Below are 16,758 nucleotides of genomic sequence, written 5' to 3'. Positions count from 1 at the left end.
TCGCCGCCCGACCCTCGCCGCCCGACCCCTGTCACCGCTCTCCACGGCACCACCGAGGCCCCCGCACCACCGCACGTTCCGAAGCTCCGCCCCCGAGGAGGATTCAGTGCACGAGACCACCGCCGTACCGTTCGGCCGCCGCGGCTTCCTGTCCGCCCTGGCGCTGGCCGCGGCCGGCGCCGCGGGCGGCCTCCAGCTGCTGCCCGGCGCCACCCCGGCGGCAGCCGACGGCGACGCCTTCGACCTCCTGCGCGAGACCTGGGCCGCCCTGCTGACCGGCGGCGACATCGACGCCACCGACGCCGGCTACGCCCCCGCGCTCGCCGTGCTCTCGACCACCGCCACCGACCTGTGGAACACCATGGCCCCGGACACCGGGGCCGGCTCCCTCTGGCCCGGCAAACCGCTCACCGTCCCCGCCAACATCACCGCCGGATACAAGGCGCTCGCCTCGCTCGCCACCGCGTACGCCACCGAGGGCACCACGGCCACGGACGGTACCGGGCGCGCCCTGCACGGCTCCGCCGGGCTCGGCGCCGACATCGTGGCCGGGCTCGACTTCCTGCACGCCCGGGCGTACCACGCCACGGCCGTGGAGAGCGGCAACTGGTGGGAGTGGGAGATCGGCTGCCCCGTCGCCCTCACCAACGCCATGACCCTCGTGCACCCGCTGCTCACCGAGGACCGGATCGCCGACTGGACGGCGGCGATCGACCACTTCGTGCCCGACCCCACCCAGAACCGCTACGGCGCCGACCGCACCACCTCCACCGGCGCCAACCGGGTCGACCTCTGCCAGGTCGTCGCCCTGCGCGGTGTCCTCGGCCGCAGCGACGAACGCCTCGCCGCCGCCGTCGCGGGCCTCTCCGACGTGTTCCCGTACGTCACATCCGACGACGGGCTCTACGCCGACGGGTCCTTCGTCCAGCACTCGTACACTCCCTACACCGGTACGTACGGCATGGTGCTGCTGCGCGGGCTCACCAGCCTCTTCCAGCTGCTGCACGGCTCCTCGCACGAGGTGACCGACCCCGCCGCCGCGCACATCCACACCTCGGTCGACACCGCCTTCGCCCCCTGGATCTGGAACGGCCTCTGCATGGACGCGGTCCGGGGCCGGGCGGTCAGCCGTGCCGCCGAGACCGACTTCTACGACGGCAACCTCACCGCCCAGGCCGTGCTGCGCGCCGCGCTCTCCGCCCCGACAACCGCCCAGGCCACCCGCTTCAAGGGCCTGGCGAAGGGGTGGATCACCCGGGGCGAGGCGTACGCCCCCTACAGCGCCACCGCCGGGATCGCGGGGGTCGCCCTCGCCGCCCCCGTGCTGAACGACAGCGGCGTCGAGGCCCTCCCCGAACCGGTCGGGCACGTCCAGTTCCCGAACATGGACCGGGCCGTGCACCGGGGCAGGGGCTGGGCCCTCGCGCTCGCCCTCTCCTCCGCGCGCATCGCCCGGTACGAGTCGATGAACGGCGAGAACCTGCACGGCTGGCACACCGGCGACGGCATGGCCTACCTCTACCTCGCCGGCGACCCCGGCCACTTCACCGACGACTTCTGGCCCACCGCCGACCCGAAGCGCATGCCCGGCACCACCACCGACGCCCTCGCCCTCGCCGACGCCGCCGGTACGGGCACCCGGCCCGCCGCGACCTGGGCGGGCGGCGCGAGCCTCGGCGGTACGTACGGCAGCCTCGGCCTCGACTTCCGGAGCTACGGATCGACCCTCACCGCGAAGAAGTCCTGGTTCTGCCTGGACGACTCCGTCGTCTGCCTCGGCGCGGGCATCACCGGCGGCAGCGGGGCCGAGGTCACCACCACCGTCGAGCACCGCAACCTCGGCGCCCCCGGGGCCCGCACCCCGAAGTTCACCGTCGACGGCACCGCCCAGCCCTCCACCGCCGGCTGGTCCGCCGCCCTCGCCGTCACCGGCTGGGCACACCTCGCCGGGGTCGGCGGCTACCTCTTCCCCGGCGGCGCCACCGTCAAGGCCGACCGCACGGACCGCACCGGCTCCTGGCACGACATCAACACCGGCGGCACCACCACCGCCACCACCCGGCGCTACCTCACCCTCGGCCTCTCCCACGGCACCGCCCCGGCGACCGGCGCGTACGCCTACGTCCTGCTGCCGGGCGCCGACGCCTCCCGCACGGCGGCCCGCGCGGCCGCTCCCACTGTGGAGATCCTCGCCAACACCCCGGCCGTACAGGCGATCCGGGACAACGGCTCCGGAGTCGTCGCCGCCAACTTCTTCACGGCCGGAACGGCCGCGGGCATCACGGTCGGCGCGCCCTGCTCGGTGATCCTGCGCCGCACCGGGTCCACGCTGACCGTGGCGGTCTCCGACCCCACGCACACCGCCTCCTCGGTCACCGTACGGCTCGTCCACACCGGCACGCCGGTGCGCACCGACCCCCGGATCACCGTCGACACCGCCGCGCCCACCCTCGCCCTCACCGTGAACACGACGGGCGCCGCCGGAGCCACCGCCGAGGCCGTCTTCACGGTCACCGGCGCGGCCCTCGCTCCCGTCGCCGACGGGTACGTCCGGGACGGCGCGTACGCCGGCACCTCCTACGGCACCGCCACCACCCTGGTGGTGAAGAACGCCACCGGCAGCGGCTACAACCGCCAGTCGTACCTCCGCTTCGACACCTCGGCCCTCACCGGCCGGATCACCTCCGCCACCCTCTCGGCGCACGGCTTCGTCTCCGACTCCGGCGGCACCGACGCCGTCGTCACCGCGTACGGAGTGGCCGGCACCGACTGGACCGAACCCGCCCTCACCTGGAACACCCGCCCCGCCCTCGGCGCGGCCCGCGCGGACGCCGCGGCCACCGCCGTACCGTCCTGGCTCACCTTCGACGTCACCGCCCACGTCACGGCGGCGGCCCCCGGACCGGTCTCCCTCGCCCTGGCCCAGGCGGCGCCGGGACTCGCCGTGGTCCTCAACTCGCGTGAGAACAAGGCGTATCCGCCGGTGCTGACGGTGACGCTCGGCTGATCCAGGCACCGGGCCGCCCCGGCCGCCCCGGCCGCTCCGGTGGTACCGGTGGTGTCAGGGGTGCGTCAGGATGCGGCCGGTGACCGTTGGAAGGGTGTCAAGGCGCGCCCGACAGGGCCGGGCCGGTGATGCGGTGGGCGGGTGCTGCCGTACTCACCGCGCCGGACCGCCCGACGCGGCGGCAGGCGTCCGGAGGGGGTCGCGTGTCGCCCGGTCCTGGTCTGCCGAATCTGTCGGCCGAGGTGCCCGGTCCCGTCGGCGGTTACCGGAACGTCCCGGTCTCGGCCCCGTCGCCGGACCTGACGCTGCCCACGACGCCCGGGGCGGCGCCCGGTGGTACGGGGCTGCTGGTGGTGGACTTCGCGGCGCTGGCCGCCGCGGTCGAGGCGGCCCGGACCGCGGCCGACGCGGCAGGCCGCGCCGCCGCCGACGTCCGGGCCGCGGTGGAGCGGTCGGGCGCCGCGCCCTGGGGGGACGACCCCGGCCTCGGAGTGGGGTTCGGCGACGTGTTCGCCGGGCCGCGCGACGACCTGGTGCAGACGGTGCGGGAGTTGCCGGCCGTCCTGGCGGGTCTCGCGGACTCGCTGGACGCGGCGCGGCGCGGCTTCGTACGCGCCGAGGACGAGGCCGAGGCGACCGCCTCGGGCCTGACGTGGCCTGCGGACGGCGAGGCGGGCTGATGGACGCCCACCATGTGCCGCCGGAGCTGCAGAACCTGCTCCTCGTCGTCGTAGGGAACAAGTGGCCGACCGGCGACGAGACCGCTCTGCGCGCCGAGGCGGCGGTATGGCGCGCCTGCGCGGAAACGATGCGCTCCTGCGCCCAGGACGTGGCCGAGGTCCGCGCGCGGGTCGACGCGGGGCTCCAGGGGCAGACCCGCGAGGCCGTCGACGGGTTCCTCGACCGGCTGGCCGGTCCGGGCGAGGACGCCGTGCTGCCGCTGACCATCACCTGCTGCGAGGAGGCCGCCGAGGCGCTGGACACGCTGGCCAACGAGATCGAGACCCTCCGCATCGAGATCATCGGCGCGCTGGTCGTACTCGCCGTACAGCTGATGATCGACATGACCGTCCTGCTGCTGTGCGGCGGTCCCGCGGCGGCCGCCGGGGAGATCGCCGCCACCCGGGTGCTGTGCATGGCCTTCCTGCGGCGCGCGGTCACCCACGCTCTCGTCCGCGTCGCCGAATCGGTGGTGGCCCAGGTCGGGTTCGCCCTGCTGGCCCAGGTCATCGAACTGGGCCAGCACCACCGCACCTCCCTGGACGGCGACGAGTTGGCGGTTGCCGCGGTCAACGGTGCGGTCGGAGGCGCGGTCGGCTTCGGGGCGGGCCTGCTCGCAGGCGGAGCGACCCACGGCGTGACCAGGGGCGCCGGCCTGGCGGCACTGGGAGCCGCGGGGAGCCGCGCCGCCGGCGTGGTGTCGGGGATCGGCTTCTCCGCGCTGGCCGGTTCCGCCGAAGGGGCCGCGCAGGACGCGGTGTTCGGGCTCTCCGGCGACTGGATCGCGGGTGCGGCCAACGGGGCGTTCAACGGCGCCTGGGGCGCCCGCCACACCGGGATGAATCCGAAGAACATCGGATCCATCTCGCCGGCCGACCACCTGGAGAACCTGCTCGACGGCCTGCCGAAGAACCCGGCCGGGGCACCGGGCACCGCCGAATCTGAGGGGCCCCCGTCACCCGGAACGCCGTCGGAGGAGAGTTCGACGGAGAGTTCGGGGGAGACCGTCTCCCAGTTTTCGGTGGGCAGCGTGGGCAGTCGGCCGGCGACCGTCGCCGTAGAGCCGTCGGCCGCCGGACCGTACGCCGGGGAGCCCACTGGTGAGGAGGGCCACGAGGTCTGGCAGGACGTGCCCTGGGTGTTGCGGGGAGAGGATCCGCCCGGCGGATCCCCCACGACGGAGCCCTTCGACCCCGGCCCCAACCCCTGGGCGGACGTTGAGACGGACTCCGAGACGGTGCACTGACCGGCCGTTCCCTGGCCGTTTCCGGCCACCGGAATCGAAGGTCTGTCATGGCCCTGGCGAAACTGCATCGCTCGACCACACAATAGGCCCGCGTATGGGAGCGCTCCCATGTGCTGCCCCACGCTCGTGTCCGCCATGCGGCCGTGAGCCGTACCCTCGCACGCCTGCCCGCACCCCGCGCCGCCCGCACCACGCGCCCCGAGCCGCCCCGCACCCCGTACCCGTACCGCCCCGCACCCCGTGCCGACGAACGACGAAAGGTGTCCCGGTGAACGCCCCACCCCAGCGTCCCCGCCCCCCGCTCGCCCCGCGTGCGCGTTTCCCGCGTCGCGCGGCCCGGCCCTCCGCCCGGTCCGCCGCCCGTGCCTTCGGCGCCCCGGCCGCCGTCGCGCTGCTCGCCGCGCTGCTCGCCGCCCCCGGGGCGGCCGCCGTCGAGCGGGCGGCCGGCGACGAACCCGCCCCGGGCGCCGAGCAGATCACCAACGGCGACTTCTCCGCCGGTACCGCGCCCTGGTGGTGGACGGCGAACACCTCCGGGACGGTCGTCGACGGGCGCCTGTGCGCCGACGTCCCGGCCGGTACGGCCAACGCCTGGGACGTGATCGTCGGGCAGAACGACGTGCCCCTCGTGGCGGGGGAGACGTACCTCCTGAGCTACACCGCGACCTCCACCGCGCCGCTGACCGTGCAGACCCGCGTCCAGGAGGCCGTCGATCCCTGGACCACCGAGCTCGCCACCGCCGACCCGGTCGGCACCGAACCGGTCACGGTCACCCACGCGTTCACCGCCACGGCCGACCGGCCGGGCGCCCAGGTCGCCCTCCAGATCGGCGGCGGACGGGCCGCCACCTTCTGCTTCGACGACGTCTCCCTGCGCGGCGGCGCCGAACCGCCCGTCTACGTACCGGACACCGGCTCCCCGGTCCGCGTCAACCAGGTCGGCTACCTCCCGTACGGCACCAAGAGCGGCACCGTGGTGACGGACGCCGACGCACCGCTGACCTGGACGGTGAAGGCGGCCGACGGCACCGCCGCCGCCACCGGCACCACCGTCCCCGGCGGCGAGGACCCGACCTCCCGGCAGCGCGTCCACACCTTCGACTTCAGCGCCCTCACCACCGTCGGCGACGGCTACACCGTGGACGTGGACGGGCAGGTCAGCGAGCCCTTTTCGGTCCGCGCGGACCTCTACGACGGCCTCCGCTCCGACGCGCTGGCGTACTTCTACCACAACCGCAGCGGCATTCCGATCGAGGCGGACCTCGTCGGCGAGGAGTACGCGCGCCCCGCCGGACACGCCGGTACGGCCCCCAACCAGGGCGACACCGACGTGCCCTGCGTCCCCGGCGTCTGCGACTACCGCCTCGACGTCTCGGGCGGCTGGTACGACGCGGGCGACCACGGCAAGTACGTGGTCAACGGCGGTATTTCGGTGGCCCAGCTCATGTCCACGTACGAGCGGACCCTGACCGCCGACGACGCCGAGAGCGCCCAACTGGCAGACGGCGCCCTGCGCGTACCGGAACGCGGCAACGACGTGCCCGACATCCTCGACGAGGCCCGCTGGGAGCTGGACTTCCTGATCCGCATGCAGGTACCGGCCGGTGAGCCGCTCGCGGGCATGGTCCACCACAAGGTGCACGACGCCGCCTGGACCGGCATCCCCACCCGCCCGGACCAGGACCCCCAACCCCGCCAACTGCACGCCCCGTCGACCGCCGCGACCCTCAACCTCGCCGCGACCGGAGCCCAGTGCGCCCGGCTGTACGCACCGTACGACCAGGAGTTCGCCGACCGCTGCCTCCGGGCCGCCACCACCGCCTGGAAGGCGGCTCTGGCCCACCCCGCCGTCTACGCCGACCCGGCGGACGGCACCGGCGGCGGGACCTACAGCGACAACGACGTCAGCGACGAGTTCTACTGGGCCGCCGCCGAACTCTTCACCACCACCGGAGATTCGGCGTACCGCAACGCGCTGCTCGCCTCCCCGCTGCACGGCGACGCCGACAAGATCTTCAGCGCCGGCGGCGGCATCTCCTGGGGCTCCACCGCCGGGCTCGGCGTGCTCACCCTCGCGACCGTCCCCAACGACCTCACCGCCACCCAACTCGCCGGTGTCCGCTCGGTCGTGACCGCCGGAGCCGACCGCTACGCCGCACAGTCGGCGGCCGAGCTCTACGGGCTGCCCTACTCCCCGCCCGGCGAGGACTACGCCTGGGGCTCCAACAGCCAGGTGCTCAACAACATGGTGGTGCTGGCCGTCGCCCACGACCTCACCGGCGAACCCGCCTACCAGGAAGCCGTGTTGCGCGGCGCGGACTACCTCTTCGGCCGCAACCCGCTCAACCGGTCGTACGTCACCGGGTACGGCGAGCGGTACTCCGAGAACCAGCACCACCGCTTCTGGGCCCACCAGAGCAACCCCGACCTGCCCCACCCGCCCCCCGGCACCATCGCCGGCGGACCCAACCTGACCGCCGTCGCCGCCGGAGACCCGGCCGCCGCCGAGAAGCTCGGCGGCTGCGCCCCGGCCATGTGCTACCTCGACGACAACGGCTCCTGGGCCACCAACGAGGTCACCATCAACTGGAACGCGCCGCTCGCCTTCATCGCCTCCTACCTGGACGACGCGGGCGACGGCCGTACGGCGGCCGACCGCGCCGACCGCGTCTGCCAGGTGACCTACGCCTCGCACGCCTGGACCGGCGGCTCCACCGTCACCGTGCGGGTCCGCAACACCGGCTCCGCCCCGCTCCCCGCCTGGCAGCTGAGCTGGCTCTTCCCGGGCGGACAGCGGATCGGCCAGACCTGGAGCGCGGACCTCGCCCAGAGCGGCCGTACGGTCACGGCGAGGCCACTGGACTGGAACCGTGCCCTCGCCCCGGGCGCCACCGCCGACTTCGGGTTCAACACCACGGGAACGGCCGCCGGACCCGACCCGGCCGTGTTCAAGCTCGGCGGACACGCCTGCTCCACCGCGTAGTCCCGTGAGCGGGGGTGTCCGGCCGAACCGCCGGACACCCCCGCTTCCCTACTTCCCGCTCAGCACCGCGCGGAGCTGGTCCAGCCCCCAGTCCAGGTCCTCCCGCTCGATCACCAGCGGCGGCGCGATCCGGATCGTGGAGCCGTGGGTGTCCTTCACCAGCACGCCCCGCTCCATCAGCCGCTCCGAGATCTCCCGCCCGGTGCCCAGCGCCGGGGCGACGTCCACCCCCGCCCACAGCCCCCGGCCGCGCACCGCGTCCACCGCGCCGCCGCCCACCAGCCGGTCCAGCTCGCGGTGGAGATGGGCGCCCAACTCCGCCGCCCGCGCCTGGTACTCGCCGGTCCGCAGCATCGCGAGCACCTCCAGCGCCACCGCGCACGCCAGCGGGTTGCCGCCGAACGTCGAACCGTGCTCGCCGGGCCGGAACACCCCCAGCACCGCCGCCGAGGACACCACCGCCGACACCGGCACCACCCCGCCGCCGAGCGCCTTGCCCAGCACGTACATGTCCGGCACCACGCCCTCGTGCTCGCAGGCGAAGGTCCGCCCGGTGCGGCCCAGCCCCGACTGGATCTCGTCCGCGACGAAGAGCACGTTCCGCTCGCGGGTCAGCTCACGGACCCCGGCGAGATAGCCGGCCGGCGGCACCAGCACCCCGGCCTCGCCCTGGATCGGCTCCAGCAGCACCGCCACGGTGTTCTCCGTCATCGCGTCGCGCATCGCGGTGAGGTCGCCGTACGGCACGATCTCGAACCCGGGGGTGTACGGCCCGTAGTCGGCGCGCGCCTCCGGGTCCGTGGAGAAGCTGACGATCGTGGTGGTGCGGCCGTGGAAGTTGTCCGCCGCGACGATGATCTTGGCCATGCCGTCCGGCACGCCCTTGACGGTGTACCCCCACTTCCGCACGGTCTTCACGGCGGTCTCCACCGCCTCGGCGCCGGTGTTCATCGGCAGCACCATCTCCATGCCGCACAGCTCGGCGAGCTCCCTGCAGAACGCGGCGAAGCGGTCGTGGTGGAACGCCCGCGAGGTGAGCGTCACCCGGTCCAGCTGCGCCTTCGCCGCGTCGATCAGCCGGCGGTTGCGGTGGCCGAAGTTGAGCGCCGAGTACCCGGCCAGCAGGTCGAGGTAGCGGCGCCCCTCCACGTCGGTCATCCAGGCCCCGTCCGCCGTCGCGACGACGACGGGCAGCGGGTGGTAGTTGTGCGCGCTGTGGGCCTCGGTGGAGGCAAGGGTGTTCTCCGTGGTCGACACGGGGTCTCCGTTCGTCGTGCGGCGCGGGCGGGTGCGGTGCGGACCGGGCGGGTCGCGCCCGGGTCGAGGGCTGCGGGCGGGGTGTCGCCCACTTTGTATCGTTCCGTCGCGCTGCCGCCCGGGAAACCCGCGCCGCACCGGCGTGCCCGCCGCGCCCCGCACGCCGGGTCCGCCCCCGGCAACGTGTTTCTCCTCTCACCGCCCGCCCCGCCGGGCCCGCACACCGCTGAACAGGGCCGCCCCGGGGGGCCCAGGGGATTCCCGAGTACCGGCTGCCCGGGATCGGTTGCGCACCTGAGACAATGGGCACATGGCCTCTGACCGACCTCGCGTGCTCTCCGGAATCCAGCCCACCGCAGGCTCGTTCCACCTCGGCAACTACCTGGGCGCGGTGCGCCAGTGGGTGGCGTTGCAGGAGTCCCACGACGCCTTCTACATGGTGGTGGACCTGCACGCGATCACCGTGCCGCAGGACCCGAAGGAGCTGCGGGCCAACACCCGCCTCGCCGCGGCCCAGCTGCTGGCCGCCGGTCTCGACCCCGAGCGGTGCACGCTCTTCGTGCAGAGCCACGTCCCCGAGCACGCGCAGCTCGGCTGGCTGATGAACTGCCTGACCGGGTTCGGCGAGGCCTCCCGGATGACCCAGTTCAAGGACAAGGCGGCCAAGCAGGGCGCCGACCGGGCGACCGTGGGCCTCTTCACGTACCCGGTGCTCCAGGTCGCGGACATCCTGCTCTACCAGGCCAACCAGGTCCCGGTCGGTGAGGACCAGCGCCAGCACATCGAGCTCACCCGCGACCTCGCCGAGCGCTTCAACGGCCGCTTCGGCGACACCTTCACCATCCCGGCGCCGTACATCCTCAAGGAGACGGCGAAGATCTTCGACCTCCAGGACCCGTCGATCAAGATGAGCAAGTCGGCGTCCACGCCGAAGGGCCTCATCAACCTCCTGGACGACCCGAAGACCACCGCCAAGAAGGTGAAGAGCGCCGTCACCGACACCGACACGGTGATCCGGTACGACGCCGGGAACAAGCCGGGCGTCAGCAACCTCCTGACCATCTACTCCACCCTCACCGGTACCTCCGTCGAGGCGCTGGAGCAGAAGTACGAGGGGCAGATGTACGGCGCGCTGAAGACGGATCTCGCCGAAGTCATGGTGGAGTTCGTCACGCCGTTCCGTACCCGCACCCAGGAGTACCTGGACGACCCGGAGACGCTGGACTCCCTGCTGGCCAAGGGCGCGGAGAAGGCCCGGACGGTCGCCGCGGAGACGCTGGCGCAGGCGTACGACCGGATGGGCCTCCTGCCCGCCAAGCACTGAGTCGAAGGACCCTGGCGGGAGCACGGGGCCGCGCGGCACACTTGCGGCGACGGCCCCGCGCGACCGCCGGTGCCGCGGCGCCCGGCGCGCGCGGTCATCGAGCACCATCGATCGACGACAGAGGAGAACGACGTGGGGACCGTAACGCTCGGCGTTTCGATCGCGGTCCCGGAGCCCTTCGGCACCCTGCTCCAGCAGCGACGTGCCGGCTTCGGGGACCCGGCCGCGCACGGCATCCCCACGCACGTGACCCTGCTGCCGCCGACCGAGGCGAAAGCGGACGAGGTGCCGGCCGCCGAGGCGCACCTCGCCAGGATCGCCGCGGACTGCCGGCCCTTTCCGATGCGGCTGAGCGGCACCGGGACCTTCCGCCCGCTCTCGCCCGTCGTCTACGTCCGGGTCGTCGAAGGCGCCTCCTCCTGCGCCTGGCTCCAGAAGCGGGTCCGGGACGCCTCGGGTCCGCTGACCCGTGAGCTCCAGTTCCCGTACCACCCGCACGTCACCGTCGCGCACTCCATCCCCGAGGAGGCGATGGACCGGGCCTACGAGGAGCTCGCGGAGTACGAGGCGGCCTGGACCTGCACCTCCTTCGCGCTGTACGAACAGGGCACCGACAGCGTCTGGCGCAAGATCAACGAGTTCCCGTTCGGCGCGGGCGGCGGGACGCCCGCCGTACCCGTCCAGAGCGGCTTCTCCGCCGACGAGCCCTCGCTCCACGGCCTCGCCTGACCTCCACGGACCGGCCTGACCTGGGGCCTCCGGTGCCGGAGGGACAGTGGGCCGTTCGAGTGGGAAAATTTTTCCACAGGGAGGAGCGACGGCCCGGCCGTCGTCCCGTCATCCGTCACTGTCGCGGAGGTGGTCCGCGTGGTCCCGCTCTCCAGCCGTGAACGCCAGATCCTGGCGCAACTGGAAGCCTCGCTCGCGCGGGACTTCCCCGACGATCCCGCCGTCCAGTTCGGGCGCGACGTCGAGGGCGAGCGCGACGTGGGAGGCGAGCGCGGCCTCCTGGAGAGGCCACCGAGGAAGGGCTCCGGCACAGGGGCGCCCAGGGGCCACGGCGCGGACTCCCACCCGAAACCCCTGGCCGGAGCACCACCGGGGCCGCCGGCCGGGCCACCGGCCGCCCCGCACCGCCCCGCACCGGACCCGCGCGCCGAGATCCCGGGAACCCCGCACCGCCCCGGCCGTTTCGGCCGGCTGATCAGGTCCCGCCGCACGTTCGTGCTGCTGGCCGTCGTCTCGTTCGTCCTGCTGGGCGCCGGCATGATCACCGGGAACCTCTGGGTGGTGGTCGCCTTCGTGGTGACCTGGTCGGCGACCTTCGTCATCGGCGCGGCCCGGATGCTCTCCTGGTCCCGCAGACAGGGGTACTGACCACCGGCCGGCCCCTCGGAGCCGCAGCCCTTCAGAGCCGCAGCCCTTCAGAGCCCCGCGGGGAGCCTGCGGAAGAGCGGGCGCGGCACATGGCGCAGCGCCGCCATCACCACCCGCAGCCCGCCCGGCACCCAGACCGTCTCCGAGCCCCGCCGCACCCCCGTGACGATCGCCTCGGCGACCTCCTCCGGGGTGGTCGCCAGCGGCGGCTCCTGCTGCCCGGCCGTACGGGCGGTACGCACGAACCCGGGCCGCACCACCAGCACCTGGACCCCGCTGCCGTACAGCGCGTCACCGAGCCCCTGCGCGAAGACGTCCAGGCCCGCCTTGCTGGAGCCGTAGATGAAGTCCTCGCGCCGGGCGCGTTCGGCGGCGACCGAGGAGAGAACCACCAGCGACCCGTGGCCCTGCGCCTGGAGCGCGCCCGCGCAGACCAGACCGGCGGAGACCGCTCCCGCGTAGTTGGTACGCGCGACCAGCGCGGCGGCGGCCGGGTCCTCCTCGTCGCGCGCCTGGTCGCCCGCGATGCCGAAGGCCAGCAGCACCATGTCCACGTCCCCCTCCGCGAACACCTTGCCGAGCGCCGGGGCGTGCGACTCCGGGTCCAGCGCGTCGAACTCCACCGTGGAGACCTGGGCGCCCAGCCCGCGCAGCTCGTCCGCCGCCGCCTCCAGCGCGGCCGACGGGCGTCCGGCCAGCCGGACCGTACGGGTGCGCAGGGCGATCAGCCGGCGGGCGGTGGCCAGCCCGATCTCCGAGGTACCGCCGAGGACGAGCAGGGACTGCGGGGCACCGAAGGCGTCCTTCACGGGAACACTCCTGGCTGACGGGTCTGGAAGGGGCGGGGCGGGCGGGAAGTCTCAGAGCCCGAGCCGGCGCGCGAGGTCGGAGCGGAACGCGCCGGTCGGGTCGGTCTCGGCCCGCAGCGCGCGGAACTCCGCCACCCGCGGGTACATCGCGGCCAGCAGCTCCGGCCGCAGCCGGGAGTCCCGGGCCAGGCTGACCCGCCCCCCGGCGGCGGCGACCTCGTCGTCCAGCCCGTCCAGGAAGCGGCCGATGCCCGGCAGCCCGGCCGGTACGTCCACGGCGAGGGACCAGCCGGGTGCCGGGAACGACAGCCAGCCGGGGCCGCCCGCCCCGAACCGTTCCAGCACCGCGACCGAGGACGGGCAGGCCCGGGTGGACAGCCGGCGCACCACCCGGTGCAGGGTCTCCTCCCGGCCGGGGCCGACCGCGAACTGGTAGCGCACGAAGCCGCCCCGCCCGGCGGGCACGGGCGTCCGGGGCAGTGCCTCGGGGGAGCGGAAGAAGGCGTCGAAGCTCCGCAGCACCCCGGTGCGGGCGCGGGGCGCCGCGCGGTGGCGCACCTCGTTGACCAGACCCATCGCGGTGCGGCCGAGGAGACCGGTCGGCGCGAAGGCGGGCACGGGCGGCAGCGGCGGCAACAGCGCGGGCGCGCCGAGCGGGGCCCGCCGGTCGCGGGCCGGCAGCGCGGCGAGCGGGGCGTGCGCGCCCCTGACCAGTACCGAGCGTCCGGTGGCCCGCCCGCGCGCCATCAGGTCGATCCAGGCGCTCTCGTACGTCGGGCGGGTGGCGTTCCCCGCCATCCGGGCGAGCAGGTCGTCGAGGTCCGCCGCCCGCTCGGTGTCCACGGCCATCAGCGAGGTGGCGATCCGGCGGCAGCGCAGGGTGGCGGCGAGGACGATGCCGGTCAGCCCGAGGCCGCCCGCCGTCGCGTCGAAGAGAGGGGTGCCCGGGAGCAGCGTGACGACCGAGCCGTCCGCCGTCAGCAGCTCCATCGCGGTCACGTGCCGGGTGAAGGACCCGGCCGTGCGGTGGTCGTGACCGTGCACGTCGGAGCCGATGGCCCCGCCCACCGTGATCCGGCGGTCGCCGGGCACCACGGGGAGGTACCAGCCGGACGGCCGCAGCGTTTCGGCCAGCCGGTCCAGCCGCGTACCGGCGTCGCAGACCACGGTGCCGGTGGCCGCGTCGAAGGAGCGGACCCGGTCCAGCGCCCCCATGTCGAGGACGGAGCCGCCGGCGTTCTGCGCCGCGTCCCCCGGCGCACGCCCGAGCCCCCGGGCGATCGCACCCCGGGGCCCGCGCCCGCGCACGGCGTCGGCCGCTTCCTCGTACGTACGCGGAGAGAACCGTACGGCGGTGGTCGGGGCGGTGCGGCCGGAGCCGCTCAAGGACACCGTGTCGACGGACATGCGGATGACCGTATCGCCCGAGAAAACCTCTTTGGGGCATTTGTTACAGGACTCACCGGAACGGGTGGTGGAGCGAGTGTCAGCACCCGGGGCCCTCGAACTTCCGCCGCCGCACGGAAGTGTGCGTACCATCCACAGGTTTTCGGGGTCCCGGAGGGTACGCGTACGTCATGGACTGGCTGAAGAGACTCCCCGTGGTCGGCCCGCTGCTCGCCCGGCTCATGGAGACGCACGCCTGGCGCTCCTACGAGACCCTCGAACGGGTCCACTGGGCGAGGCTCGCGGCGGCCATCACCTTCATCAGCTTCCTCGCGCTCTTCCCGCTGATCGCCGTCGGCGCCGCCGTCGGCGCCGCGCTCCTGAGCGACGACCAGCTCGACACGATCGAGCGGAAGACCGCCGAGCAGGTACCCGGCATCTCCGACCAGCTCGGCATCGACAACCTCGTCGCGCACGCCGGGACGGTCGGGGTCGTCGCCGGTGCGCTGCTCCTCTTCACCGGCGTCGGCTGGGTCGGCTCGCTCCGCGACTGCCTGCGCGCGGTCTGGGGCATCGACGACCAGGACGACGGCAACCCGTTCGTCCGCAAGCTCAAGGACGCCGGACTGCTGGTGGGCCTCGGCGGCGCCGCGCTGGTGACCCTCGTCCTCTCCACCGTCGGCTCCACCGCGGTCGGCTGGACCGCCGACCGGATCGGCATCCCCGAGGACGGAGCGGGCGGCGTACTGCTCCAGGCCGCCGCCATCGCGGTCGCGGTGGTGGCCAACTTCCTGCTGCTGCTCTACCTGCTGACCCTGCTGCCCGGGGTGGAGCCGCCGAGGCGCCGGCTGGTGGTGGCCTGCCTGGTCGGCGCGGTCGGATTCGAACTCCTCAAACTGCTGCTCGGCAGCTACATGAGCGGCGTCGCGTCCAAGAGCATGTACGGCGCCTTCGGCGTGCCCATCGCCCTGCTCCTGTGGATCAACTTCACCGCCAAGCTGCTGCTGGTCTGCGCCGCCTGGACCGCCACCGGCAGCAAGGAGGAGGCCATCGGCAGCAGGGAGCAGAAGGAGGACGAGCAGGAGCCCGCTACGGACGGGGGCGACGCCGGACCAGGTCCGGCAGCGGCCAGCGCCGGTTGACCAGGAGCACGCCCGCCGCGAGCACCACCAGCACCCCGCCGGCCACGGCCAGCGCGATGCCGATGCCACCGGACGGCGCGTCGTCGGAGGCGGCCGTCTTCGCCGCCGTCTGCTGCGGCTTCGCCCCGGCGGCGGCCTGGGGCCCCTTGCCCGCACCGGTGCCGGTGTCCGAGCCGGAGTCCGTACCGCTGCCGGTGTCCGCCGACTTCGGCGCCACCAGCTCGCCGACCGGGGTCACCTTGCCGCTCGCCGAGAAGCCCCAGTCCAGCAGTGAGGCCGCCTCCTTGTAGACCGCGTGGCCCACGTCGGACGACGGGTTCATGACGGTCACCAGCAGTACCCGGCCGTCGCGCTCGGCGATTCCGGTGAAGGTGTTGCCCGCGTGGCTGGTGTAGCCGTTCTTGACCCCCGCGATGCCCTTGTACGGGTCGATGCCGACGTCCCCGGTGAGCAGCCGGTTGGTGTTCTGGATCTCGAAGGACTCGCGCTTGCCGTCCTTCTCCTCGCCCGGGAATTCGGCCGTGGCGGTCGCCGCGTACTCGCGGAAGTCCTTCTTCTGCATCCCGCTGCGGGCGAAGAGCGTGAGGTCGTACGCGCTGGACACCTGGTTCGGGGCGTCGTAGCCGTCCGGCGTGACCACGGTGGTGTCGAGGGCCTGGAGCTCGTCGGCGTGCTGCTGCATCGCGGCCACGGTCTTCGCGACGGCGGCCTCCTCGCCGCCGGGCTCCTCCGCGCCGCTCTCCCCGCCGGTCGTACCGCTGCCGTCCCGCAGGCCGCCGTACATCGAGGCGAGGACGTGCACCGCGTCGTTGCCCGACCGCAGGAATACGCCGAGCCAGAGGTCGTGGACCGTGTAGGTCTGGTCCTCCTTGACACCCACCAGGCTGCTGCCGTCGCCGAGGTCGGCCAGTTCGGCGTCGGTCACCTTGTGGGTCAGCGTCGAGGGCTGGAGTGCCGGGAGCACGGTGTCCGCGAAGAGCATCTTCAGCGTGGACGCGGGCGGCAGCCGCCAGTGGGCGTTGTGCGCGGCGAGGACGTCCCCGCTCTCGGCGTCCGCCACGATCCAGGAGCGCCCGGTCAGCTCCCCGGGCAGCGCCGGGGCGCCCGGCCCCAGGTTCACCTGGGTGCCCTCCTTCGCGAGCTGCGGCCCGCCGATGCTCGACATCGGCAGGGTCGGCCTCGGCTGCTTGTCGTCGTCCTTGTCCTTGTCCGCGGCGAAGGCCACCGGACCCAGGGCAAAAGTGGACATCAAGGTGGCGCAGATGACCGTCAGCACGGTCTTTTTCAGAGCAGGCACGGTCGGAAACGTACAGGGCGTTGGTGTGAATGGGGACCCGGAACCCCTGACCCGCCGTGCGTACCGCCAGGACAGCCCACCCCCGCCGCCGGTGCGGCGGGGACCGCCGATCCTGACGAATCGCCAGGAACGAGACGTCCCCCGGTCTGCCGTCCGGTCCGGCGGGGGCGGGGCACCCCCGGCGGGGGAAGGGACGCCGGGCGGCGATAC

The 16,758-nt window shown here is 73.8% G+C and carries 12 protein-coding genes; 8 read left to right on the top strand and 4 right to left on the bottom strand.

The window, feature by feature from the left end; translation table 11 throughout:
- Nucleotides 1-106: 106 nt before the first annotated feature.
- The 4 genes from ACWCSV_RS12765 to ACWCSV_RS12750 all read left to right on the top strand — a co-directional run bounded on the left by ACWCSV_RS12765 (nucleotide 107) and on the right by ACWCSV_RS12750 (nucleotide 7,956).
- Nucleotides 107-3,007: a polysaccharide lyase family 8 super-sandwich domain-containing protein gene (locus ACWCSV_RS12765; RefSeq protein WP_451141377.1), complete on the top strand. Its 2,901-nt coding sequence runs from the start codon at nucleotides 107-109 to the stop codon at nucleotides 3,005-3,007.
- A 203-nt stretch (nucleotides 3,008-3,210) separates the two neighbouring features.
- Entirely contained in the window at nucleotides 3,211-3,687 is a 477-nt protein-coding gene (locus tag ACWCSV_RS12760) for a hypothetical protein (protein ID WP_451141375.1), read from the top strand.
- Nucleotides 3,687-4,973 carry a WXG100-like domain-containing protein gene (locus ACWCSV_RS12755; protein ID WP_451141373.1) on the top strand — a complete coding sequence of 429 codons (1,287 nt, stop codon included), beginning with the start codon at nucleotides 3,687-3,689 and terminating at the stop codon, nucleotides 4,971-4,973. The genes ACWCSV_RS12760 and ACWCSV_RS12755 overlap by 1 nt, the downstream gene beginning before the upstream one ends.
- Nucleotides 4,974-5,364: 391 nt before the next feature.
- Nucleotides 5,365-7,956 (top strand): glycoside hydrolase family 9 protein, encoded by a 2,592-nt coding sequence (locus ACWCSV_RS12750; protein WP_451141520.1) that lies wholly within the window; start codon nucleotides 5,365-5,367, stop codon nucleotides 7,954-7,956.
- A gap of 48 nt (nucleotides 7,957-8,004) precedes the next feature.
- On the opposite strand, the gene rocD is transcribed toward ACWCSV_RS12750, so the two are convergent.
- Entirely contained in the window at nucleotides 8,005-9,213 is a 1,209-nt protein-coding gene (rocD, locus tag ACWCSV_RS12745) for an ornithine--oxo-acid transaminase (RefSeq protein ID WP_451141371.1), read from the bottom strand.
- Between the two features lie 310 nt (nucleotides 9,214-9,523).
- Here rocD and trpS point away from each other — a divergent pair, with 310 nt between their 5' ends.
- The 3 genes from trpS (at nucleotide 9,524) to ACWCSV_RS12730 (ending at nucleotide 11,914) form a co-directional block, all read left to right on the top strand.
- Entirely contained in the window at nucleotides 9,524-10,537 is a 1,014-nt protein-coding gene (gene trpS, locus ACWCSV_RS12740) for a tryptophan--tRNA ligase (protein WP_451141369.1), read from the top strand.
- Nucleotides 10,538-10,669: 132 nt separating this feature from the next.
- Nucleotides 10,670-11,266, top strand: a complete 597-nt coding sequence (locus tag ACWCSV_RS12735) for a 2'-5' RNA ligase family protein (RefSeq protein ID WP_451141367.1) — start codon at nucleotides 10,670-10,672, stop codon at nucleotides 11,264-11,266.
- A 138-nt stretch (nucleotides 11,267-11,404) separates the two neighbouring features.
- A complete protein-coding gene (locus ACWCSV_RS12730) occupies nucleotides 11,405-11,914 on the top strand; it encodes a hypothetical protein (protein WP_451141365.1) in 510 nt (169 codons plus the stop codon).
- 47 nt (nucleotides 11,915-11,961) lie between these two features.
- On the opposite strand, the gene ACWCSV_RS12725 is transcribed toward ACWCSV_RS12730, so the two are convergent.
- Nucleotides 11,962-12,723: a decaprenylphospho-beta-D-erythro-pentofuranosid-2-ulose 2-reductase gene (locus ACWCSV_RS12725; protein ID WP_451141363.1), complete on the bottom strand. Its 762-nt coding sequence runs from the start codon at nucleotides 12,721-12,723 to the stop codon at nucleotides 11,962-11,964.
- A 51-nt stretch (nucleotides 12,724-12,774) separates the two neighbouring features.
- The gene (locus ACWCSV_RS12720; RefSeq protein WP_451141361.1) at nucleotides 12,775-14,130 is read right to left on the bottom strand and encodes an FAD-binding protein; all 1,356 of its coding nucleotides are present in this window, start codon (nucleotides 14,128-14,130) and stop codon (nucleotides 12,775-12,777) included.
- 170 nt (nucleotides 14,131-14,300) lie between these two features.
- Between ACWCSV_RS12720 and ACWCSV_RS12715 the strand changes: the two genes are divergently transcribed.
- A complete protein-coding gene (locus ACWCSV_RS12715; RefSeq protein WP_451141359.1) occupies nucleotides 14,301-15,251 on the top strand; it encodes a YihY/virulence factor BrkB family protein in 951 nt (316 codons plus the stop codon).
- Here ACWCSV_RS12715 and ACWCSV_RS12710 read toward each other — a convergent pair.
- A complete protein-coding gene (locus tag ACWCSV_RS12710) occupies nucleotides 15,199-16,548 on the bottom strand; it encodes a D-alanyl-D-alanine carboxypeptidase family protein (protein ID WP_451141357.1) in 1,350 nt (449 codons plus the stop codon). The genes ACWCSV_RS12715 and ACWCSV_RS12710 overlap by 53 nt on opposite strands.
- Nucleotides 16,549-16,758: the final 210 nt, after the last annotated feature.

The sequence above is a fragment of the Streptomyces sp. NPDC001770 genome, from assembly GCF_053596135.1.
This window is presented reverse-complemented; position numbering and strand designations above follow the sequence as displayed.

What these genes read in the sequence shown, in the direction of transcription:
- ACWCSV_RS12755 (WP_451141373.1), top strand. Translation starts at nt 3,687, where the DNA reads ATGGACGCCCACCATGTGCCGCCGGAGCTGCAGAACCTGCTCCTCGTC.
- trpS (WP_451141369.1), top strand. Translation starts at nt 9,524, where the DNA reads ATGGCCTCTGACCGACCTCGCGTGCTCTCCGGAATCCAGCCCACCGCA.
- ACWCSV_RS12720 (WP_451141361.1), bottom strand. Translation starts at nt 14,130, where the DNA reads ATGTCCGTCGACACGGTGTCCTTGAGCGGCTCCGGCCGCACCGCCCCG.
- ACWCSV_RS12715 (WP_451141359.1), top strand. Translation starts at nt 14,301, where the DNA reads ATGGACTGGCTGAAGAGACTCCCCGTGGTCGGCCCGCTGCTCGCCCGG.